The 17,602-nt window shown below is 75.4% G+C and carries 16 protein-coding genes; 8 read left to right on the forward strand and 8 right to left on the reverse strand.

Going from position 1 to position 17,602, the window contains the following annotated elements; translation table 11 throughout:
* Positions 1-115: 115 nt before the first annotated feature.
* Both ACFV0O_RS15975 and ACFV0O_RS15980 read right to left on the reverse strand, forming a co-directional pair.
* Positions 116-868: a YcnI family protein gene (locus tag ACFV0O_RS15975; RefSeq protein ID WP_380341625.1), complete on the reverse strand. Its 753-nt coding sequence runs from the start codon at positions 866-868 to the stop codon at positions 116-118.
* Between the two features lie 184 nt (positions 869-1,052).
* Positions 1,053-1,889, reverse strand: coding sequence for a hypothetical protein (locus ACFV0O_RS15980; protein WP_380341626.1), 837 nt, complete (start codon positions 1,887-1,889; stop codon positions 1,053-1,055).
* Positions 1,890-2,119: 230 nt separating this feature from the next.
* On the opposite strand from ACFV0O_RS15980, the gene ACFV0O_RS15985 reads away from it, so the two are divergent.
* Positions 2,120-2,755, forward strand: coding sequence for an ATP-binding protein (locus tag ACFV0O_RS15985; RefSeq protein ID WP_380341629.1), 636 nt, complete (start codon positions 2,120-2,122; stop codon positions 2,753-2,755).
* Between the two features lie 78 nt (positions 2,756-2,833).
* Here ACFV0O_RS15985 and ACFV0O_RS15990 read toward each other — a convergent pair whose 3' ends face one another.
* Genes ACFV0O_RS15990 through ACFV0O_RS16000 form a run of 3 tightly spaced genes read right to left on the reverse strand, consistent with a single transcriptional unit; the run spans position 2,834 to position 6,437 of the window.
* Positions 2,834-4,111, reverse strand: a complete 1,278-nt coding sequence (locus ACFV0O_RS15990; protein ID WP_380341631.1) for an ABC transporter permease — start codon at positions 4,109-4,111, stop codon at positions 2,834-2,836.
* Positions 4,108-4,836 (reverse strand): ABC transporter ATP-binding protein, encoded by a 729-nt coding sequence (locus ACFV0O_RS15995; protein ID WP_380341634.1) that lies wholly within the window; start codon positions 4,834-4,836, stop codon positions 4,108-4,110. The genes ACFV0O_RS15990 and ACFV0O_RS15995 overlap by 4 nt, the downstream gene beginning before the upstream one ends.
* 14 nt (positions 4,837-4,850) lie before the next feature.
* Positions 4,851-6,437 carry a peptidoglycan-binding protein gene (locus ACFV0O_RS16000; protein ID WP_380341637.1) on the reverse strand — a complete coding sequence of 529 codons (1,587 nt, stop codon included), beginning with the start codon at positions 6,435-6,437 and terminating at the stop codon, positions 4,851-4,853.
* A gap of 307 nt (positions 6,438-6,744) precedes the next feature.
* On the opposite strand from ACFV0O_RS16000, the gene ACFV0O_RS16005 reads away from it, so the two are divergent.
* Together ACFV0O_RS16005 and ACFV0O_RS16010 are read left to right on the forward strand one after the other, a co-directional pair.
* Positions 6,745-6,975: a hypothetical protein gene (locus ACFV0O_RS16005; RefSeq protein WP_360258526.1), complete on the forward strand. Its 231-nt coding sequence runs from the start codon at positions 6,745-6,747 to the stop codon at positions 6,973-6,975.
* 21 nt (positions 6,976-6,996) lie between these two features.
* Positions 6,997-8,307, forward strand: coding sequence for an amidase (locus ACFV0O_RS16010; protein ID WP_380341639.1), 1,311 nt, complete (start codon positions 6,997-6,999; stop codon positions 8,305-8,307).
* A 46-nt stretch (positions 8,308-8,353) separates the two neighbouring features.
* Here the strand turns inward: ACFV0O_RS16010 and ACFV0O_RS16015 are convergent, their stop codons facing one another.
* Entirely contained in the window at positions 8,354-8,995 is a 642-nt protein-coding gene (locus tag ACFV0O_RS16015) for a TetR/AcrR family transcriptional regulator (protein ID WP_380341642.1), read from the reverse strand.
* Positions 8,996-9,198: 203 nt separating this feature from the next.
* On the opposite strand from ACFV0O_RS16015, the gene ACFV0O_RS16020 reads away from it, so the two are divergent.
* The 3 genes from ACFV0O_RS16020 (at position 9,199) to ACFV0O_RS16030 (ending at position 11,932) form a co-directional block, all read left to right on the forward strand.
* Entirely contained in the window at positions 9,199-10,074 is an 876-nt protein-coding gene (locus ACFV0O_RS16020; RefSeq protein ID WP_380341645.1) for an alpha/beta hydrolase, read from the forward strand.
* 14 nt (positions 10,075-10,088) lie between these two features.
* Entirely contained in the window at positions 10,089-10,748 is a 660-nt protein-coding gene (locus tag ACFV0O_RS16025) for a TIGR03086 family metal-binding protein (RefSeq protein ID WP_380341648.1), read from the forward strand.
* Between the two features lie 362 nt (positions 10,749-11,110).
* Positions 11,111-11,932 (forward strand): integrase, encoded by an 822-nt coding sequence (locus ACFV0O_RS16030; protein WP_380341651.1) that lies wholly within the window; start codon positions 11,111-11,113, stop codon positions 11,930-11,932.
* A 293-nt stretch (positions 11,933-12,225) separates the two neighbouring features.
* On the opposite strand, the gene ACFV0O_RS16035 is transcribed toward ACFV0O_RS16030, so the two are convergent.
* Together ACFV0O_RS16035 and ACFV0O_RS16040 are read right to left on the reverse strand one after the other, a co-directional pair.
* Positions 12,226-13,185 (reverse strand): pirin family protein, encoded by a 960-nt coding sequence (locus tag ACFV0O_RS16035; RefSeq protein ID WP_380341654.1) that lies wholly within the window; start codon positions 13,183-13,185, stop codon positions 12,226-12,228.
* Between the two features lie 201 nt (positions 13,186-13,386).
* Positions 13,387-13,890 carry an SseB family protein gene (locus ACFV0O_RS16040; RefSeq protein ID WP_373313668.1) on the reverse strand — a complete coding sequence of 168 codons (504 nt, stop codon included), beginning with the start codon at positions 13,888-13,890 and terminating at the stop codon, positions 13,387-13,389.
* A gap of 213 nt (positions 13,891-14,103) precedes the next feature.
* On the opposite strand from ACFV0O_RS16040, the gene ACFV0O_RS16045 reads away from it, so the two are divergent.
* Together ACFV0O_RS16045 and ACFV0O_RS16050 are read left to right on the forward strand one after the other, a co-directional pair.
* Positions 14,104-15,933 carry an acyl-CoA dehydrogenase gene (locus tag ACFV0O_RS16045; protein WP_380341658.1) on the forward strand — a complete coding sequence of 610 codons (1,830 nt, stop codon included), beginning with the start codon at positions 14,104-14,106 and terminating at the stop codon, positions 15,931-15,933.
* A gap of 250 nt (positions 15,934-16,183) precedes the next feature.
* Complete coding sequence (locus ACFV0O_RS16050) at positions 16,184-17,491, forward strand: M18 family aminopeptidase (protein ID WP_380341661.1); 1,308 nt, start codon at positions 16,184-16,186, stop codon at positions 17,489-17,491.
* Positions 17,492-17,602: the final 111 nt, after the last annotated feature.

Genomic DNA, 17,602 nt, shown 5'->3' on the forward strand with positions numbered 1-17,602 from the left:
GGGGGGGGGGGGGGGGGGGGCGGGGGGGGCGGGGTGTGTGGCGCGCGGGGGCGCGGCCGCGGCCGCGGGCCCCCCCCCGGGGGGGGCCCCCCCCCCCCCCCCCCGGCCGCGGGGGTCAGGAGGCGGAGCCGCCGTTCTTGCGGCGCAGGCCGAGCACGCCGACGGCGGTGCCGACCACGCCGACCACGATGCCGACCACACCGAGGGTGCGGGCGGTGGAGTCACTGGCCTTGCTGCCGCCGTCCGAGGACGCGGCGTGGTCCGAGCTGTCGCCGTGGGCGGCCGCGGTCGGGGAGGCGGTGACGCCGTGGCCGTCGCCGGCGTCGGCCTTGGTGAGCTTCAGGACGGGCGCGGGCTTGGCCGGCTCGGGCTGGCCGTCCTTGGACTCGTCGATCCAGCGGACGACGTCACCGTTGTCGTAGGTCTGCAGGGCCTTGAAGACCAGGCTGTCCGAGTCGGTCGGCAGCGGGCCGAGCGAGACCCGGAACTCCTGGAACTGGCCGGGGGCGATCTTGGTGCCGGCGTCGGCGGTCCAGGTGATCTTGGAGACGGCCTCGTTGACGTCGTTGCCGTGGACCTTGATCGGCTTGTCCAGCTTCGACTTCTCGACCGCGGCGGTCCAGCCCGGCAGCGGCAGGGTCCGGACCGAGGCCAGCGGGTGGTCCAGCGGGAGGTTGACCTCCAGCTTCACCGTGCTCGCGGTGTCGCTCTCGTTCGGCACCCGGAAGTCGACGGCCGTGTAACCGCCCTGGGCGGCCGCGCCCGGGTTCACGGTGACGTGCGCGAAGGCGGGGCCGGCCAGCGCCACCACGGAGGCGGCGGCGGACAGGGCGACGGCGGCGATGCGACGGGTGGAAAGGGAACGCATGATGCGGGGTCTCCGATCGGAGCTCGGCAGGCCGGGACCGGGCGGCGGACGGAGCCGCGCCTCGGGGGCCGCGCGTGGGGACGTGTGGGGGCAGAGCCTCGGGCCGGACCCGGAGGTCGGGACGGCCCGGACGGTGCGCACGCCCCGTACCCGGCACGGCCCGCAGGCCGCCAGGAGGCACGGATCAGTGCGCGAGGACTCCGCACGGCGGCCCGCGCCGCACCACGCTGTGCCGCAGCACGGCACCCGTCGGGAGCGGGGACTCCCCGCCCCGGGCCCCGAACCGGCGGACCGGACCGGCCACGCCGAACAGACCGCGCAGCAGCGCGGCCGCCAGGACGAACACCGACCGCAGCGGCGCCGCCCAGTGCTCCCGGGCCGCCGACGCGGCCACCCGCAGCAGCCGCCACAGCGCCGCCTCGCCGCGCCGCAGCCACCAGCCCGCGACCAGCGCGGCGGCCAGGTGACCGGCCAGCATCGACGGCGTCAGGCCGAACACGCCGTCCTGCCACCACGGCGCGGCGGCGAACGCGTGCGGGTCCAGGCCCGCCGACGAGACCAGCTGCTCCGGGGACGGGTTGCCGGGCAGGCCCGCCAGCGTGCCCGGGCGGGCCTCGTTGCAGATCAGCCGGCCGGCCACCTGGGGCACGGTCAGCGGACCGGAGCCGCCGTGGTGCATCCCGGCCATGGCGGCCATGCCGGTGAAGCCGCGGCCGTCGAAGCCGTGGAAGAGGAAGTGCAGTCCGAACTGCCCCGCGCCCAGCGCGCCGGCGATCCCGGCCAGCGAGCGCTCCCGCCCGCCGCAGGCCGCGGCGAGCGCCAGGACGGCGGCGAAACCCGCCGCCAGCGCCGTCGGCGGCACGTTGCCGCCACCGGCCAGGGCGTGCCCGGCGGCCGCTATCAGCGTGCAGACCAGCGCGAACGGGACCGCCCGGGCAAGCCGCAGGTCCCAGGCGGCGGACCCCACCGGCTGGGCCGGTCCGGGGGCGCCCGGGAGCGGGGCGGCGGCGAGGGCAGTCATGGCCGGGCCATCCTCTCATTGCGTACACCGCCGACACGGGCAGGGTGGGAAATCCCTACGAATGCCTCTTTCGGCGGCGGCGTGCGGGCCCGGGAGCGCGCCGCCCGGCACAGACCCCGTCCCCCAGTCCATCCGCCGAACGGGCGGTAGCGGCCCCCGGGCACGGTTCACCGCCGAATCGCCCGGAGATACCTAGTTGTATGTGGAGCCGCAGCCAGGAGGGACCTCCCGTGGACATCCGGTGGACTCTGCACCTCAAGCGCGACCCGGCCAGCGTCCCGCTGGCCCGGCGCATCCTGCTCGGCGCCATGGCGACCGCCGGCGTCGACCCGCAGATCGCCGACGACCTCGGCGTCGCGCTCAGCGAGGCCTGCGCCAACGCCGTCGAGCACGGCGCCACCGGGCGCGCCGACGACGGGTTCCAGGTCAGCGCCTCGATCAGCGGGGACCGGCTGCGCATCGAGGTCACCGACTCCGGCCCCGGCCTGCCCGCCCCCGCCGCCCCGCCGGTCCGGCGCCCGGCCGCCGCCACCCCGAGCCGCCCGGCGGCGACCGGCCGGGGGCCCCACCGTTCCCGCCGCGGCCGCGCCACCGTCCCGGCCCGGGTCCTCACCGCCCACCCGCCCCGCCGCGACGGCCACCCGTACGACACCCACGTCCTGCCCTGCCGCCCCGCGGCGCCCACCCTCCGCCCGGTCGACCTCGACGCCCTCCCCGACCTCACCGCCGAATCCGGCCGCGGCCTCTTCCTCATCCACGCGCTCACCGACCACGTCCAGCTTCGCAACCACCCCCTGCGGGGCGCCATCGTGAGCTTCGACAAGATCCTCAAGTGGCAGGACGGCGCGCTGCTGCGGGCGTCCTGACGGAGCTGCCGGGGAACCCGCCGAGGTCCCTCGCGCCTCTCGCCCCTCGCGCCCGTGCCGGGGACCGACGGGGCGCGGTCAGTGCCGGAGGGCTTCCGCGGGTTCGACGCCGGCGGCGCGCAGGGCCGGGTGGAGACCGGCCAGCAGGCCGACCAGGCTGCCGACGAGCGGGGCGGGCAGGACCACCAGGGGCTGGAGCAGCGCGGTCCAGTCGCGGGCCAGGGCGACCAGCACCACGACGACCACGCCGAGGGCGGTCCCGATCAGTCCGCCGAGCGTGCCGAGGACGGTGGACTCGGTGAGGAACTGGGCCGCGATGTGCCGGGGTCGGGCGCCGAGGGCGCGACGGAGGCCGATCTCGCCGGTGCGCTCCAGGACCGCCACCAGGGTGGTGTCGGCGATCCCGACCGCGCCGACCACCAGGCACACGGCGGCCAGCAGCAGAAACAGCCCGGTGAGGTCGGTGGACACCGAGTCCCGCAGGGTGTGCGGATCGGGCGGGGCGACGGCGGTGAAGCGGGCCGGGGCCTCCGGCCGCAGCGCGGTCGGCGCCTGGGCGGCGACCAGCCCGGCGGCGCCGGTCAGGGTGCGGACCACCATCCTGGCGCGGCCGTCCTCGCCGGCGCGCGGGTTGCCCCAGAGCGAGCGGGCGGTGGTGGCGGGCACCATGACGTCGAGTACGGCCGCGGGCAGCCGGGCGCTGTCCTCGATGATGCCGATCACGGTGAAGCCGGTGCCGTCGACGAACACGGCGGGATGGGCGTCGAGGCGGGTGATGCCGAGCCGGGCAGCGGCGGCGGAGCCCAGGACGGCGACGCGCAGGGCGCGCTCGCTGTGGAACGCGTTGTAGACGGTGCCGGCGCGGACCCGGGCCTCGATCGCGTCGAAGCCGCCGGGGGAGAGCGCCAGGACGTCCAGTCCGGCGCCGGCGCCCGGCCCGGGCGCCGGGGAGCCGGAGATCTTCGGGGCGGTCAGCGGCGCGCTCCAGTAGACCCCGGCGGCGACCGCGCCGTTGAGCCGGGAGACCCGGCGGTCGGCGTCCTCGGGGAAGTCCAGGGCGGCGCGGTGCCCGCCGTCGGCGAGCAGCACGTCCGGCCCGGTGTCGACCACGGTGACCGTGGTGTTCTGCAGGGCCGAGAAGCGCTTGCCGATCTGGCCGGTGGCGCTGGAGGTGAGGCCGAGCACGGCGACGAAGGCGCCGACGCCGAGGACGGTGCCCAGCAGGGTGAGCGCGGAGCGGCCCGGGCGCTGCACCGTGCCGGACAGCGCCTCGCCCAGCAGGTCGGTCAGCGTCAGCCGGGAGAGCGGTACCCCGGTGCCGGGGCGGCGGGTGCGGCGGCGGAGGAGCGGTCTCACCGTCCGCCCGCCGTTCCGGGCGCGGTGAGCCGGCCGTCCCGGATGGTGACGGTCCGCCGGGCCCGGTCGGCGACCTCGCGGTCGTGGGTGATGACCAGCAGGGTCAGTCCGTCCTCGTGCAGTTCCTCGAACAGTTCCAGGACCCGCCGGGCGGTGGCCGAGTCGAGGTTGCCGGTGGGTTCGTCGCACAGCAGCAACGACGGCCGGTTCACCAGGGCGCGGGCCACCGCGACCCGCTGCCGTTCGCCGCCGGACAGCCGCGAGGGCAGCGCCTCGGTCCGGTGACCGAGTCCGACCCGCTCCAGCACCTGCCGGGCGGCCTCGGCCCGGCCCGCGCGGGGCGAGCCGGTGTACACCTGGGCGAGCATCACGTTCTCCGTGGCGGTCCGGTGCGGCAGCAGGTGGAAGGACTGGAAGACGAAGCCGATCCGCCGGCCGCGCAGCGCGGTCCGCCGTGCCTCGGAGAGCGCGCCGGTGTCGACGCCGTCGAGTTCGTAGCTCCCGCCGCTGGGGCGGTCGAGCAGGCCGAGCAGGTTGAGGAAGGTGGACTTGCCGGAACCCGAGGGGCCGACCACGGCGACGTACTCGCCGGCGGCGATCTCCAGGTCGTGCGGGTGCAGGGCGGTGACCGGCGGCGGCCCGGGGTAGGTGCGGGAGATCCCGCGCAGCCGGATCACCGGCGGGCTCCCGTGCTCCGGGGCGGTGCGGTGGCCGGCGCTGCCCACCGGGTGTTCCCCGCTCACCGGCCGACCACGACCTGCTCGCCCGGCGCGAGGGCGGCCCCGGTGGCGGGCCCGACCTCGACGAAGCCGTCCGCGACGACGCCGGCCGTCACCTCCACGGTGCGCCGGGAGCCGTCGGGGGCGGCGACCGACACCGAGGTGCGGCCGTCGACGCCGGAACTGATCGCGGAGGCCGGCACCGCGAGCACCTCGCCCGGGGTGGAGGCGGCGACGACGGTGATCCGGACGTCCTGGCCCTCCAGGGCCGGGTCCCAGGGCGCGTCGGGGGTGACGACCAGGGGGACGTAGGGTTCGCCGCCGCCGGGGGGCTGCGGCGTCGGGCCGGCGGTGCCGCCGCCCGCGGGGCTGCCGGGGGTGACGAGCGAGCCCACCGAGCCGACCTCGGCGTCGAGCCGGACACCGGTGGTCTCGGACAGGACGGTGACCTTCATGCCGGGCTTGACCAGGGGGGCGTCGCCGGGCAGCAGCCGGCCGGTGAGGTCGAGGCCGCCGGCGGTGAGGGTGAGGACCGGGGCGGTCACCCGGTCGCCGACCCGGGCGCCCACCGCGCTGACCCGCGCGGGCAGTGAGGGGAGGAACACCACTTCGGCCGCGGGGAGTTGGGGGCCGTCCTTGGCCTGGACGCGGGCCAGCTCCTGGCGCTTGGCGGTGAGGTCGGCGCGTGCCCGGGCGAGGCCGCCCGCACTCCCGGCCGCTGCGCCGCCGGGCGCCGTTGCGGGGGGTGCCGTTGCCTCGGGTGCCGTTGCCGTGGGTGCCGTTGCTCGGGGCGTCGGCGCCGGGGCGGAGACCGGTGGCCCGGAGACCGGTGGCGCGGCCGCCGGGGTGCCGGGCTGCGCGGCGGGTGCGCTGGCGCCGGGCGCGGGTCGGCTCTCCAGGTCCTGGACGGTCTGTTCGGCCTGCTCCACGGCCTGCCGGGCGGTCCGGACGGCCGCGGCGGTCTGGTCGCCGGTGGTCGGCACTGGGTAGCCGAGCTTCCGGTAGAGCCCGGCCACGGCCGTCTTGGTGGCGGCCCCGAAGTACCCCTCGTCGTCGCCGCCGGCGTAGTACCCCATGTCGCGGAGCACGCCCTGGAGTTGGCCGATGTCGCCGCCGGACTCGCCGGGTGCCATGTCCCGGTAGGCGGGCACCGTCCCGGGCAGGGCGATCACCGGCCGGCCGGAGACCTCGGCCAGCACCTGGCCGGCGTTCACCGCGTCCCCGCTGCGGGCCCTGAGCGCGGTCACGACCGGGGTGCCGCCGCCGGGGCCGCCGCTGCTGGCGGAGACGGTGGCCGGCTGGACGGGGAAGGACCGGCCGGCCGTGAACACCCCGCGCAGCACGGTGGTGGTGGTCAGCACCCGCCGGACCACCGGGGCGGTGAGCACCGAAGCGGGGGGCGCCGCTGTGTCGGCGGCGGCCTGCTCCGGGGAGCGGACGAGGGTGGCGGCCCACAGTCCGCCCCCGGTGGTGACCGCGGCGACCAGCGCCGTCACCGCGACCACCCGCCGCCGTCGGCGGCCGACGGAGCCCGCCGGGAGGCCGGGGTCCGCCGCGGTGGCCTCGGCGGGGTCCGCTGCGGTGGCCTTCGGCTGGGGCGTGTCCACGGGTTCCGTTTCTGACGCGTCGTCACAAGACTGAGTGGTGATGGACGTTCGCGCGCCGGTCGGCTCGCCGGGCGCCGGATTCGCCAGTCGACCATAAGTCACATCACGGGCCCGGCGCAGCGGTTCCCCCGGGCCCGGTCCGGGCCGCGCGCGGCGACCCGGCCCGGCCGGGGCCGCCGACCCGGCCGACGCGGAGGGTCACCGCGCGGCACCGGCGTGACCGTGCGCCGTGACCCGGAAGTCCGCCCGTCCCGCCCGAGGTTCCGCTCCGGTTGCCGGGGGTGGGGGGCGGTCGGACGATGGGGGCATGATGCACCAGATGCGAGCCGAGTACGGCGCCGGCGGCGCGGCCGAGGGGGTGCGCCTGTGGCACATGGTCCGGGGCGAGGAGAGCGTGGCGATGTGCGGCCGGGAGCTCGATCCGCAGGCCGCGGTGCGGGAGGCGGTGGACTGGGGGAAGACCCCGGAGCTGTGCTGCCACACCTGCGGGGCGTACTTCCTGCGTGAGGCGCCGTACCTGGCGGCCGAGCACCCGTAAGCCCGGTCTACTGTGCTCGGCATGGACGAACCCCTGGTCGGGCCGCGGTCGTTGACCCGCGAGGCCGCCGCGCTGCGCACCGGGGAGTCCCGGCTGCCCGAGTACGTCGACCGGTTCTGCGCGCGGGTCGAGCGGGTGGACCCGCTGATCCACGCGTTCGTGCCCGAGCCCGGCCGGCACGACCGGTTGCGCGCGGAGGCGGAGCGGGTGGCGGCGCGGTACCCGGAGCCGGCCGGGCGGCCGCCGCTGTACGGGGTGCTGGTGGGGGTCAAGGACGTCGTGCACGTGGACGGGCTGCCCACGCACGGCGGGTCGGCGCTGCCGCCGGGGGTGCTGGCCGGGCCGCAGGCCGCGGTGGTGGACCGGCTGCGGGCGGCGGGGGCGCTGGTCGCGGGCAAGACGGTGACCGCCGAGTTCGCCGCGAGCGCCCCCGGCCCGACCCGCAACCCGCACCACCCGGGGCACACCCCCGGTGGCTCCAGCAGCGGTTCGGCGGCGGCGGTCGCGGCGGGGCTGGTGCCGCTCGCGGTCGGCACCCAGACGGTCGGCTCGGTGATCCGCCCGGCCGCGTACTGCGGGGTGGTGGGTTTCCGGCCGACCTACGGGCGGATCCCGATCGACGGGGTGATCCCGAACGCGCCCAGCCTCGACACCCTGGGGGTGTTCACCGCCGACCTGGCGGGCGCGGCCCTGGCGGCCCCGCTGCTCTGCGACGACTGGCGGCCCGCCGGGCCGGGCCCGGAGCCCGTGCTCGGGGTGCCGGACGGGACGTACCTGGAGTGCGCCGAGCCGGCCGCGCTGCGGGCCTTCGAGGAGCAGGTGGAGCGGCTGGCGTCGGCCGGGCTGGTGGTGCGCCGGGTCGAGTTGTTCCCGGACTTCGCGGAGGTACGTCGGCGGTTGCAGACCGTGAACCGCTTCGAACTGGCCCGCAGCCACGCCGACTGGTTCGCCCGCTTCGGCGGCCTCTACCGGCCGGAGACGGTGGCGGGCATCCGGGTCGGCCGGGGCGTCGCGCCCGAGGACCGGGCGGCCGCGCTGCGGTTCCGGGAGCGGCTGCGGGAGCGGGTGGACCGGGCGGGCGCGGCGGCCGGGGTGGACCTGTGGCTGGCGCCCTCGGCGACCGGCGGGGCGCCGGAGGGCCTGCACGGCACCGGGGACGCGGTGATGTCGCTGCCGTGGAGCTTCCTCGGGCGGCCGGCGCTGAGCCTGCCGGCCGGACGGACCCCGGCGGGGCTGCCGCTGGGCCTCCAGGTGGTCGGTGCGGCCGGTGACGACGAGGCACTGCTGGGCCGGGCGGCCGGGCTGGAGGCGGTGCTGGCCGGCAGCCGGTAGCCGGTAGCCGAGGCGCACCCGGCCGGGGTCTCGGCCCTGTCCGGACCTAGGCGAGCGCCGGGTCGGCCGGGTCGGTGGCCTCGGCGCGCAGCAGGCGCAGCAGCAGGCGGCCGGCCCGTTCGTACGGGGTGGCGTCGTCGTGCAGCACGGCCTGCGAGTTGGCCGTCTCCAGGACGGCGATCAGGGCGAAGGCGAGGTCCCCGAGGTCGGTGTCCGGGCGCAGGGCGCCGGCGGCACGGGCGTCGGCGAGGGCCGCGGTGACGGTGTCGGACCACTCCCGGGCGCAGCCGGCCAGGGCGTCCCGGACGGTGCCGGGGCGGGCGTCGAACTCGGCGGTGACCTCGTAGAAGAAGCAGCCGCCGGGGAAGACCCGGGCGCGCGAGTAGGCGAGCCAGCCCTCGCACAGGGCGCGGACCCGGGGGAGGCCGGGCGGGGCGTCGGCGACCGGGGCGACGACGGCGTCGGCGAAGATCCGGCGGGCGGCGCGGACGGTGGCCAGCTGCAGCTCCTCCTTGGAGCCGAAGCCGGCGAAGACGCCGCTCTTGCTGAGCCCGAGGTCGGTGGCCAGCCGGCCGATGGAGAGCGCGTCCAGGCCTTCGACGGAGGCGATGCCGACGGCGCGGTGCAGGACCGCCCGGCGGGTCTCCTCGCCGCGCAGGACCCGTCCGTCCGTGGTCGGTCCGGCCATGGCCCGCCCCCCGTTCTCGTCGCAGTGCGTGCCGCCCAGGGTAGTGCGTGCGCGGTGCCGAACCCTTGGAACCGCACCCCTAAAACTGCACGAACGGTCGTGCTAATATCTCGCCGCGATCCGCGCACCACGCCCGGGGCGCGTGCGGGAGCACGGCCCCGCCCCCGCCAGGAACACCCGTCCGCACCCGACAGGGAGACCAGATGGACCCGGCCCAGGTACCGATGGCACTGATCCGCACCGCCCTCAACCCCACCGCCCGCATCGCCCCCGGAGCCGCCGGCCGGGCCGCCTACGAGCTGTTCGTGCACCCGGTCCGGCGCAGCCGGGTGCGCCCGTCGGAACGGGAGGTCCACGGGCAGGCCGTCACCGAGCGGCTCACCGTGAACGGCAAGCCGGTGGTCGGCTACCGCTGGGGCAGCGGAGAGCGGCCGGTCCTGCTGCTGCACGGCTGGCGCTCCCGGGCCTCCCGCTACGCGCCCCTCGTGCCCCGGCTGCGGGAACTCGGCCTCAGCGCCGTCTCCTTCGACGCGCCGGGCCACGGCGACTCCGGCGGACGGACCACCGGCGTGCCGGAGTACCGCGAGCTGGCCCTGCGTCTCCAGGAGCGGTACGGGCCGTTCGAGGCCGTCGTCGCGCACTCCCTCGGCGTCTGCGCCGCCTTCGGCGCGCTGGCCGACGGCCTGCGGGCGGGCCGGCTGGCGGCCGTCTCCGGGGTGTCCCGGGTCGGCTTCTTCCCCGCCGCGTTCTGCGCCGGGCTCGGGCTGAACGCCGGGGTCGAACGGGCGCTGCGGGCGCGGATCGAGCGGGAGCTGTTCGGCGGGGACGCCGGGGGGTGGGAGCGCTTCGACGCCGCCCGCCGGGTGGCGGACGTCGACCTGCCGGTCCTGGTGGTGCACGACGAGGCCGACGACGTCGTCCCGTTGAGCGAGGCGCACCGGCTCCGCGAGGCGTACGGGGAGCGGCTCGACCTGGTGGTCACCCGGGGGCTCGGCCACCGTCGGATCATCGCGGAACCGGCCGTCGTCGACCAGGTGATCGGATTCCTGGCGGCGGGCCTGGAGGTCGCGGCCGGATGAGTACTGTCGCCCGTATGGACATCGTCGAACTGCACGCACGCTCACTGGAGTTGGCCGCCGGGGTGGTGGACGCCGTCCGCCTGGGCCGGCTGGACCTGCCGACCCCGTGCGCGGGCTGGACGCTGCGCCGGCTGCTGGCGCACGCCGTCGGCCAGCACCAGGGCTTCGCGGCGGCCGCCCGCGGGGCCGGTCCGGACCTCGCGCTCTGGGCCGACGCCCCGGTCGGCGAGGACCCGGGAGGCGAGGACCCGGCGGGCGCCTTCCGGCGCACGGGCGCCGAGCTCACCGCCGCGTTCCGGGAGGCGGCCGCGGCCGGCCGGCCGCTCTGGCTGCCCGAGATCCTCACCACCGCGCCGGTCCCGCTGGAGCGGGCGGTGGGCTTCCACCTGCTCGACACCCTGGTGCACGCCTGGGACGTCGCCGCCGCCCTCGACGCGGGGGCAGCCGCGGCCCTCGACGCGGGCACGGGCGCGGCCGTCGAACTCGGCGCGGCCGTCGAGCGCGAGGAGGCGCTGATCGCCGCACTGGTGGCGGTGACCGAGGCCGTCCCGAACACCCCGGAGGCCCGGGCGCCGGGCAAGGCCTTCGGACCGGGCCTGCTGCCCGCCGGCGGTGCGGGCCGGTTCGAGCGCGTCCTGGCGCTGCTCGGCCGCGATCCGGCCTGGAAGCCGTAGGGTCCGTCGACGCAGCCGGGCCCCGGGCCCGTCGGCGGGCCCGGCTCAGCTCCGGTCGCGCTGCTCGTCGGGGAAGCGCGGCCCGCCGATCAGATAGAGCAGCGCGGCGGTCGGAAAGCCGAGCGAGGCGGCCAGCAACACGATGAACTGCCAGAACATCTTCCGCTCCTCGTCAGTCACGGGCCGCCCGGACACCCGAAGGTGGTTCCAAACCCGACCCGCCCCGATCGGCCGAATTGTCCGGTCACTGTCCGACGGTATGGCCGAATCGCCCCCACTGCCACCGGGCGCCCGGCCCCGCCCCGCGCCACACCGGCGCAGGGGTCTGGGCGCGGGCCGGGGGCGGCGTCCACACTGTCGGGATGCAGCTACAGCTCGCAGGGGAAGCACGACGGCCCGACCGCGAGAGCGAGGACTTCGCGGCGGCCTCGCCGGAGGCGTTGGTCCTGCTGGACGGCGCGAGTTCGCCGGCCGGCCTGGAATCCGGGTGTCGGCACGGGACGGCCTGGTACGTGCGCCGACTGGGCGTGCACCTGCTCGCCCGGCTCACCGACCGGGCGGACCGCTCGATCGCCGAGTGCCTGGCCGACGCCATCGTGGAGACGGCCGCGCTGCACGGCGGCCGGTGCGACCTGGCCCATCCCAACACCCCCGCCGCGATGGTGGTCGCGGCGCGACGGCACGGTGAGGCGCTGGAGTACCTGGTGCTCGGCGACTCGCTGCTGGTGCTGGAGTTCAAGGACGGGCCGCCGAAGGTGATCGGGGACAACCAGCGCTTCCCCGGCGGGGAGGGGCTGCGCCGTCAGGTCTGGTCGACCGTGCCCGGCTCGGCCGAGCGGACGGCGCTGCACATGGAGTACGCGCTGGCCGTCCGCGCGGCCCGCAACCGGGGCACCGGCCCGTGGATCGCGGCCGCCAGCCCGCGCGCGGCCGAGCACGCCGAGACCGGCTTCGTCCGGCTGGACCGGCTGCACGCGCTGGCCGCCCTCACCGACGGCGCCTCGCGCTTCACCGAGCGCTTCGGGCTGGGGAGTTGGGGCGACGTGCTGCGGCTGCTCGCCGAGTCGGGGCCGGGTGAGCTGATCGCCCAGGTCCGTGCGGTGGAGCGGGCGGACCCCGCCTGCGAGCGCTGGCCGCGCGGCAAGACGCACGACGACGCCTCGGCCGTGTACGCGCTGCTCTGAAACCCGCCGCGCAGGCACCTCCGCGGAGCACAGGTCCGTCCAGGGATCGGAGGTCCGTCCGGAGACGGCGGGGTGACTACGGACCGGCGGGGTGAGCACGGACCGGCGGGGGGGGGGGGGCGCCCGCGCGGCCCCCCCCCCCCCCCCGCGGCCGCCCCGGGCCCCCCGGCGGGGGGGGGGGGCGCGGCGCCGGGGCGGGGGGGGCGGGCCCCGCCGGGGGGGGCGGCCCCGGCGGGGGGGGCCGCCCCCCCCCCGCGCCCCCCCCCCCCCCCCCCCGGGTCGGCGGCCCGGAGCTACTTGCCGGAGGCCGGGACGGTGCCCAGCCGGCCGGCCTGGAAGTCCTCCATGGCCTGCTGGAGTTCGCGGTGGCTGTTCATCACGAACGGTCCGTACCAGGCGACCGGCTCGCGGAGGGGCAGCCCGCCGAGCAGCACGACCTCGAAGTTGGCGTTCCGGGAGTCCTGGCTCTCGTCGGCCCGGATGGTGATCGAGTCGCCGTCGCCGAACAGGACCGCCTGGCCCATGCCGAACGGGCGGCGCTCCTGGCCGGCCGAGCCCTTGCCCGCCAGGCCGTAGGCCAGGGCGTTGAAGTCGGACCGCCAGGGCAGGGTGATCTGTGCGCCCGGGCTGACCGAGGCGTGGATCATGGTGATCGGGGTGTGGGTGGCCCCGGGCCCCTGGTGGCCGTCCAGCTCGCCGGCGATCACCCGCAGCAGGGCGCCGCCGTCCTCGGTGCTGAGGAGCTTGACGCTGCCGCCGCGGATGTCCTGGTACTTCGGGGCGATCATCTTGTCCGAGGCGGGCAGGTTCACCCACAGCTGGAGGCCGTGGAAGAGGCCGCCGGACTTCACCAGTGACTCCGGCGGGGTCTCGATGTGCAGCAGGCCGGAGCCGGCCGTCATCCACTGGGTGTCGCCGTCGGTGATGACGCCGCCGCCGCCGTGCGAGTCCTGGTGCACGAAGGTGCCGTCGATGATGTAGGTGACGGTCTCGAAGCCGCGGTGCGGGTGCCAGGGGGTGCCCTTGGGCTCGCCGGCCGCGTAGTCCACCTCACCCATCTGGTCCATCATGATGAACGGGTCGAGGTGCTTGGTGTCGATCTTGGCGAAGGCGCGGCGGACGGGGAAGCCCTCGCCCTCGTAGCCCTCGGGGGCGGTGACCACGGTCCGGACCGGCCGGGCGCTCGTGACGGTGGCGTCCGGCGTGGTGACGCGCGGGAGGGTCAGTGGGTTGTCGACGGTCACGGCGGGCATGTCGGCCTCCTTCGAGGGGGGTTCTTCGGCCTACGTGCACGAGATTAGTTCAATTCTCAACAACAAGCAAGTTGAAAGTTGAACTATATGGTCGGGGAGGGGCGCGGGGCTCCACCCCTCCCCAGGATGGGGCAGGCGGGGGCTCCCCGCACCGCGGGGCGGCCTGCCGGGCTCGGCGGGCCGCCGAACGTCGGCCGGGCGTCAGCCGTACATGCGGCGCATGGTGAAGTCGACCATCTGCTCGACGGCCTTGGCGTCGAACACCATCCGGTGCTCGCCCTCCATGTCCAGCGCGAAGCCGTAGCCGGTCGGCAGCAGGTCCAGGACCTCGGCGCCGGTGACGGTGAAGTGCTTGGAGTCCTTGCCGGCGTAGCGGCGCAGCTCCTTGAGCGAGCTGAACATCGGGATCACCGGCGTCGGGGTGTTGTGCAGCGCGAGGAAGCCGGGGCGTTCGCCGCGCGGGCAGTGCACCTTCGAGGTGATGAAGATGGCCTGGAAGTCCTCGACGGCCATCGAGCCGGTGGTGAACGCCCGGACGGCGTCCGCCAGCGACGGCGGGGAGGGCTCGGGGTAGAGCGACTGCTGGTTCGCCTGCGACTGCGCGCCGTAGGCGTCCGGTCCGGGCATGCCGTTCATGCCCGGCTGCGGCCCCGCCTGCTGCTGGTAGGGATCCCCCGGGTATGCGTTCTGGTCATATCCGTACACACGGACAGGCTAGCGGGAGCGCACCCGCCCGCGCTGGCGCAGATCCTGACAAGGAGTGGTCGCCCTGACTGTGGGACGTGACCACGTTCATAGCGGATTCACCGTCGAGGGCTTGCCCAAGTTACCGCTGGGTAGCATCATGAGTCCTACTGGTGGGTACGGGACGCCGGACCGCGGCGGTCTCCCGGAAGCGACGAACCGGAGAAAACGGCCATGGGGCACTACAAGTCCAACCTGCGTGACGTGGAGTTCAACCTCTTCGAGGTGTTCGGCCGCGAGCAGGTCTACGGCACCGGACCCTTCGCGGACATGGACGTCGAGACCGCGAAGAACATCCTGAGCGAGATCGCGCGCCTGGCCGAGAACGACCTCGCCGCGTCCTTCACCGACACCGACCGCAACCCGCCGGTCTTCGACCCCGAGACCAACACCGCGCCGATCCCGGCCGCCTTCAAGAAGAGCTACCAGACCTTCATGGACGCCGAGTGGTGGCGCCTGGGCATCCCGGAGTCGATCGGCGGCCAGGTCACCCCGAACTCGCTGATCTGGGCCTTCGCCGAGCAGATCCTGGGCTCGAACCCGGCCATCTGGATGTACTCCTCCGGCCCGGCCTTCGCCGGCGTCATCGCCGAGGAGGGCACCGAGGAGCAGCTCGAGGTCGCCAAGCGGATGACCGACCGCCTGTGGGGCTCCACCATGGTCCTCACCGAGCCCGACGCGGGCTCCGACGTGGGCGCCGGCCGCACCAAGGCGATCCAGCAGGAGGACGGCTCCTGGCACATCGAGGGCGTGAAGCGCTTCATCACCTCGGGCGAGCACGACATGTCCGAGAACATCATCCACATGGTGCTGGCCCGCCCCGAGGGCGGCAAGCCGGGCACCAAGGGCCTGGGCCTCTTCATCGTCCCGAAGTTCGACTTCGACTGGGAGACCGGCGAGCTCGGCGAGCGCAACGGCGTCTACGCCACCAACGTCGAGCACAAGATGGGCCTCAAGGCCTCGAACACCTGCGAGATGACCTTCGGCGCCAAGCACCCCGCCAAGGGCTGGCTGCTCGGCGAGAAGGTCGACGGCATCCGCCAGATGTTCAAGATCATCGAGTTCGCCCGCATGATGGTCGGCACGAAGGCCATCGCCACCCTCTCCACCGGCTACCTGAACGCCCTGGAGTACGCCAAGGAGCGCGTGCAGGGCGCCGACATCTCGCAGTTCCTGGACAAGACCGCCCCGCGCGTCACCATCACCCACCACCCGGACGTGCGCCGCTCGCTGCTGACCCAGAAGGCCTACGCCGAGGGCATGCGCGCGCTGGTCCTGTTCACCGCGTCCACCCAGGACGACATGATGGCGGCCAAGCTGCGCGGCGAGCACGACGAGGCCTCCGAGCGCCTGAACGACCTGCTCCTGCCGATCGTCAAGGGCTACGGCTCCGAGAAGTCCTACGAGCAGCTCGCCCAGTCCCTGCAGACCTTCGGTGGCTCCGGCTACCTGCAGGAGTACCCGATCGAGCAGTACATCCGCGACGCCAAGATCGACACCCTGTACGAGGGCACCACCGCGATCCAGGGCCAGGACTTCTTCTTCCGCAAGATCGTCAAGGACGGCGGCCAGGCCCTCACCGCGCTGTCCGAGCAGATCCAGAAGTTCCTCGGCTCCGCCGCCGGCGGCGACGCCCTCGCCACCGAGCGCGAGCTGCTCGCCAAGGCCGCGGGCGACCTGGAGGCCATCGTCGGCAAGCTGCTCGCCGACCTGACCTCGGTCGAGCAGGACGTCAAGAACATGTACAAGGTGGGCCTCAACACCACCCGCCTGCTGATGGTCTCCGGTGACGTCGTGGTCGGCTGGCTGCTGCTGCGTCAGGCCGCGGTGGCCCTGGCCAAGCTGGAGGCCGGCGCCTCCGAGAAGGACGTCCCCTTCTACCAGGGCAAGGTCGCGGCGGCCCGCTTCTTCGCCAAGAACGTCCTGCCGACCGTCGCGCCGCAGCGCCTGATCGCCGAGGGCATCGACAACGAGATCATGGACCTGGCGGAGGAGGCCTTCTAAGGCCCCCGACCCTTCCGACCGCCTGACACACCCTCACACCGAAGGGCCCGGCTGCCACCGGGCCCTTCGGTGTTCCCCGGGCCGACCGGAGATCCCCCGGCCACGGCGGCCCCGCCGTGCGCGCCGCGGGTCGTCCACGGTCCCGTCCGGGCCCGGATGTTCCGAATGCCCTGTCCGTGTACGGGCATATGCTCAAGGTGCGAAGCCGACTCCCCATCCGGTTTCGGCCCTCCCTCGACCCAGGAGCAGTATGTCGACCGCCGCCCGCCAGGCATTCTTCGACCGGACGCACAGCGACGACCTGATCGCGTTCCTCGGCACCTCGCCGTCCCCGTACCACGCGGTCGCGAGCGCCGCGGAGCGGCTGGAGAAGGCGGGCTTCCGGCAGGTCGCCGAGACGGACGCCTGGGACGGCGCCGCCGGTGGGCGCTACCTGATCCGCGGCGGCGCGCTGATCGCCTGGTACCTGCCGGAGGGAGCGGGCCCCGAGACCCCGTTCCGCATCGTCGGCACCCACACCGACTCGCCCAACCTGCGGGTCAAGCCGCTGCCGGACACCGGCTCGGCCGGCTGGCGCCAGGTCGCCGTGGAGATCTACGGCGGCGTCCCGCTGAACACCTGGCTGGACCGGGACCTCGGCATCTCCGGCAGACTCGCCCTCAAGGACGGCACCGCCCGGCTCGTCCAGTTGGACGAGCCGCTGCTGCGCGTGCCCCAGCTCGCCATCCACCTGGACCGCCAGGTCAACGAGGGCATGAAGCTCGACAAGCAGCGCCACCTCACCCCGATCTGGGGCCTCGGCCCGGTCGACGAGGGCGCGTTGATCGGCTACGTCGCCGAGCGGGCCGGCCTGGCCGCCGACGACGTGGTCGGCTGGGACCTGATGACGCACGACGTCCAGCCCGCCTCCTACCTGGGCCGGGACCGCGAACTGCTGGCCGGCCCCCGCCTGGACAACCTGCTCTCGGTGCACGCGGCCACCGCCGCGCTCGCCGCCGTCGCCACGGCCGACGGCGCCACCGGACTGCCGTACATCCCGGTGATGGCCGCCTTCGACCACGAGGAGACCGGCAGCGAGTCCGACACCGGCGCGCAGAGCCCGCTGCTCGGCAACGTCCTGGACCGTTCGATCCACTCGCGCGGCGGCAACCCGGAGGACCGTGCCCGGGCACTGGCCGGCACCGTCTGCCTCTCCTCGGACATGGGCCACGCCGTCCACCCGAACTACAGCGAACGACACGAGCCGGGCCACCACCCGATGCCGAACGGCGGGCCGATCCTCAAGGTCAACGTCAACAACCGCTACGCGACCGACGGCGTCGGCCGGGCGGTGTTCGCGTCCGCCTGCGAGAAGGCCGGCGTGCCGTGGCAGACCTTCGTCTCCAACAACGCCATGCCCTGCGGGACGACGATCGGCCCGATCACGGCGGCGCGCCTCGGCATCAAGACGGTGGACTGCGGCATCGCGGCGCTCTCCATGCACTCGGCGCGCGAGCTGTGCGGGGCGGAGGACCCGTACCTGCTGGCGAGCGCGATCAAGGCCTTCCTGGAGGGCTGAGCCCCTCCGGTACGACGGGGCCCGGCGGACGACCGATCGTCCGCCGGGCCCCGGCGCCGTCCGCGGGCCGACGAGGGCTGCTCCAAGCCGGGCCGGGCCCGCGGGAGGCGG

It is taken from the genome of Kitasatospora sp. NPDC059577, assembly GCF_042735475.1.
Lineage (GTDB): Bacteria > Actinomycetota > Actinomycetes > Streptomycetales > Streptomycetaceae > Kitasatospora.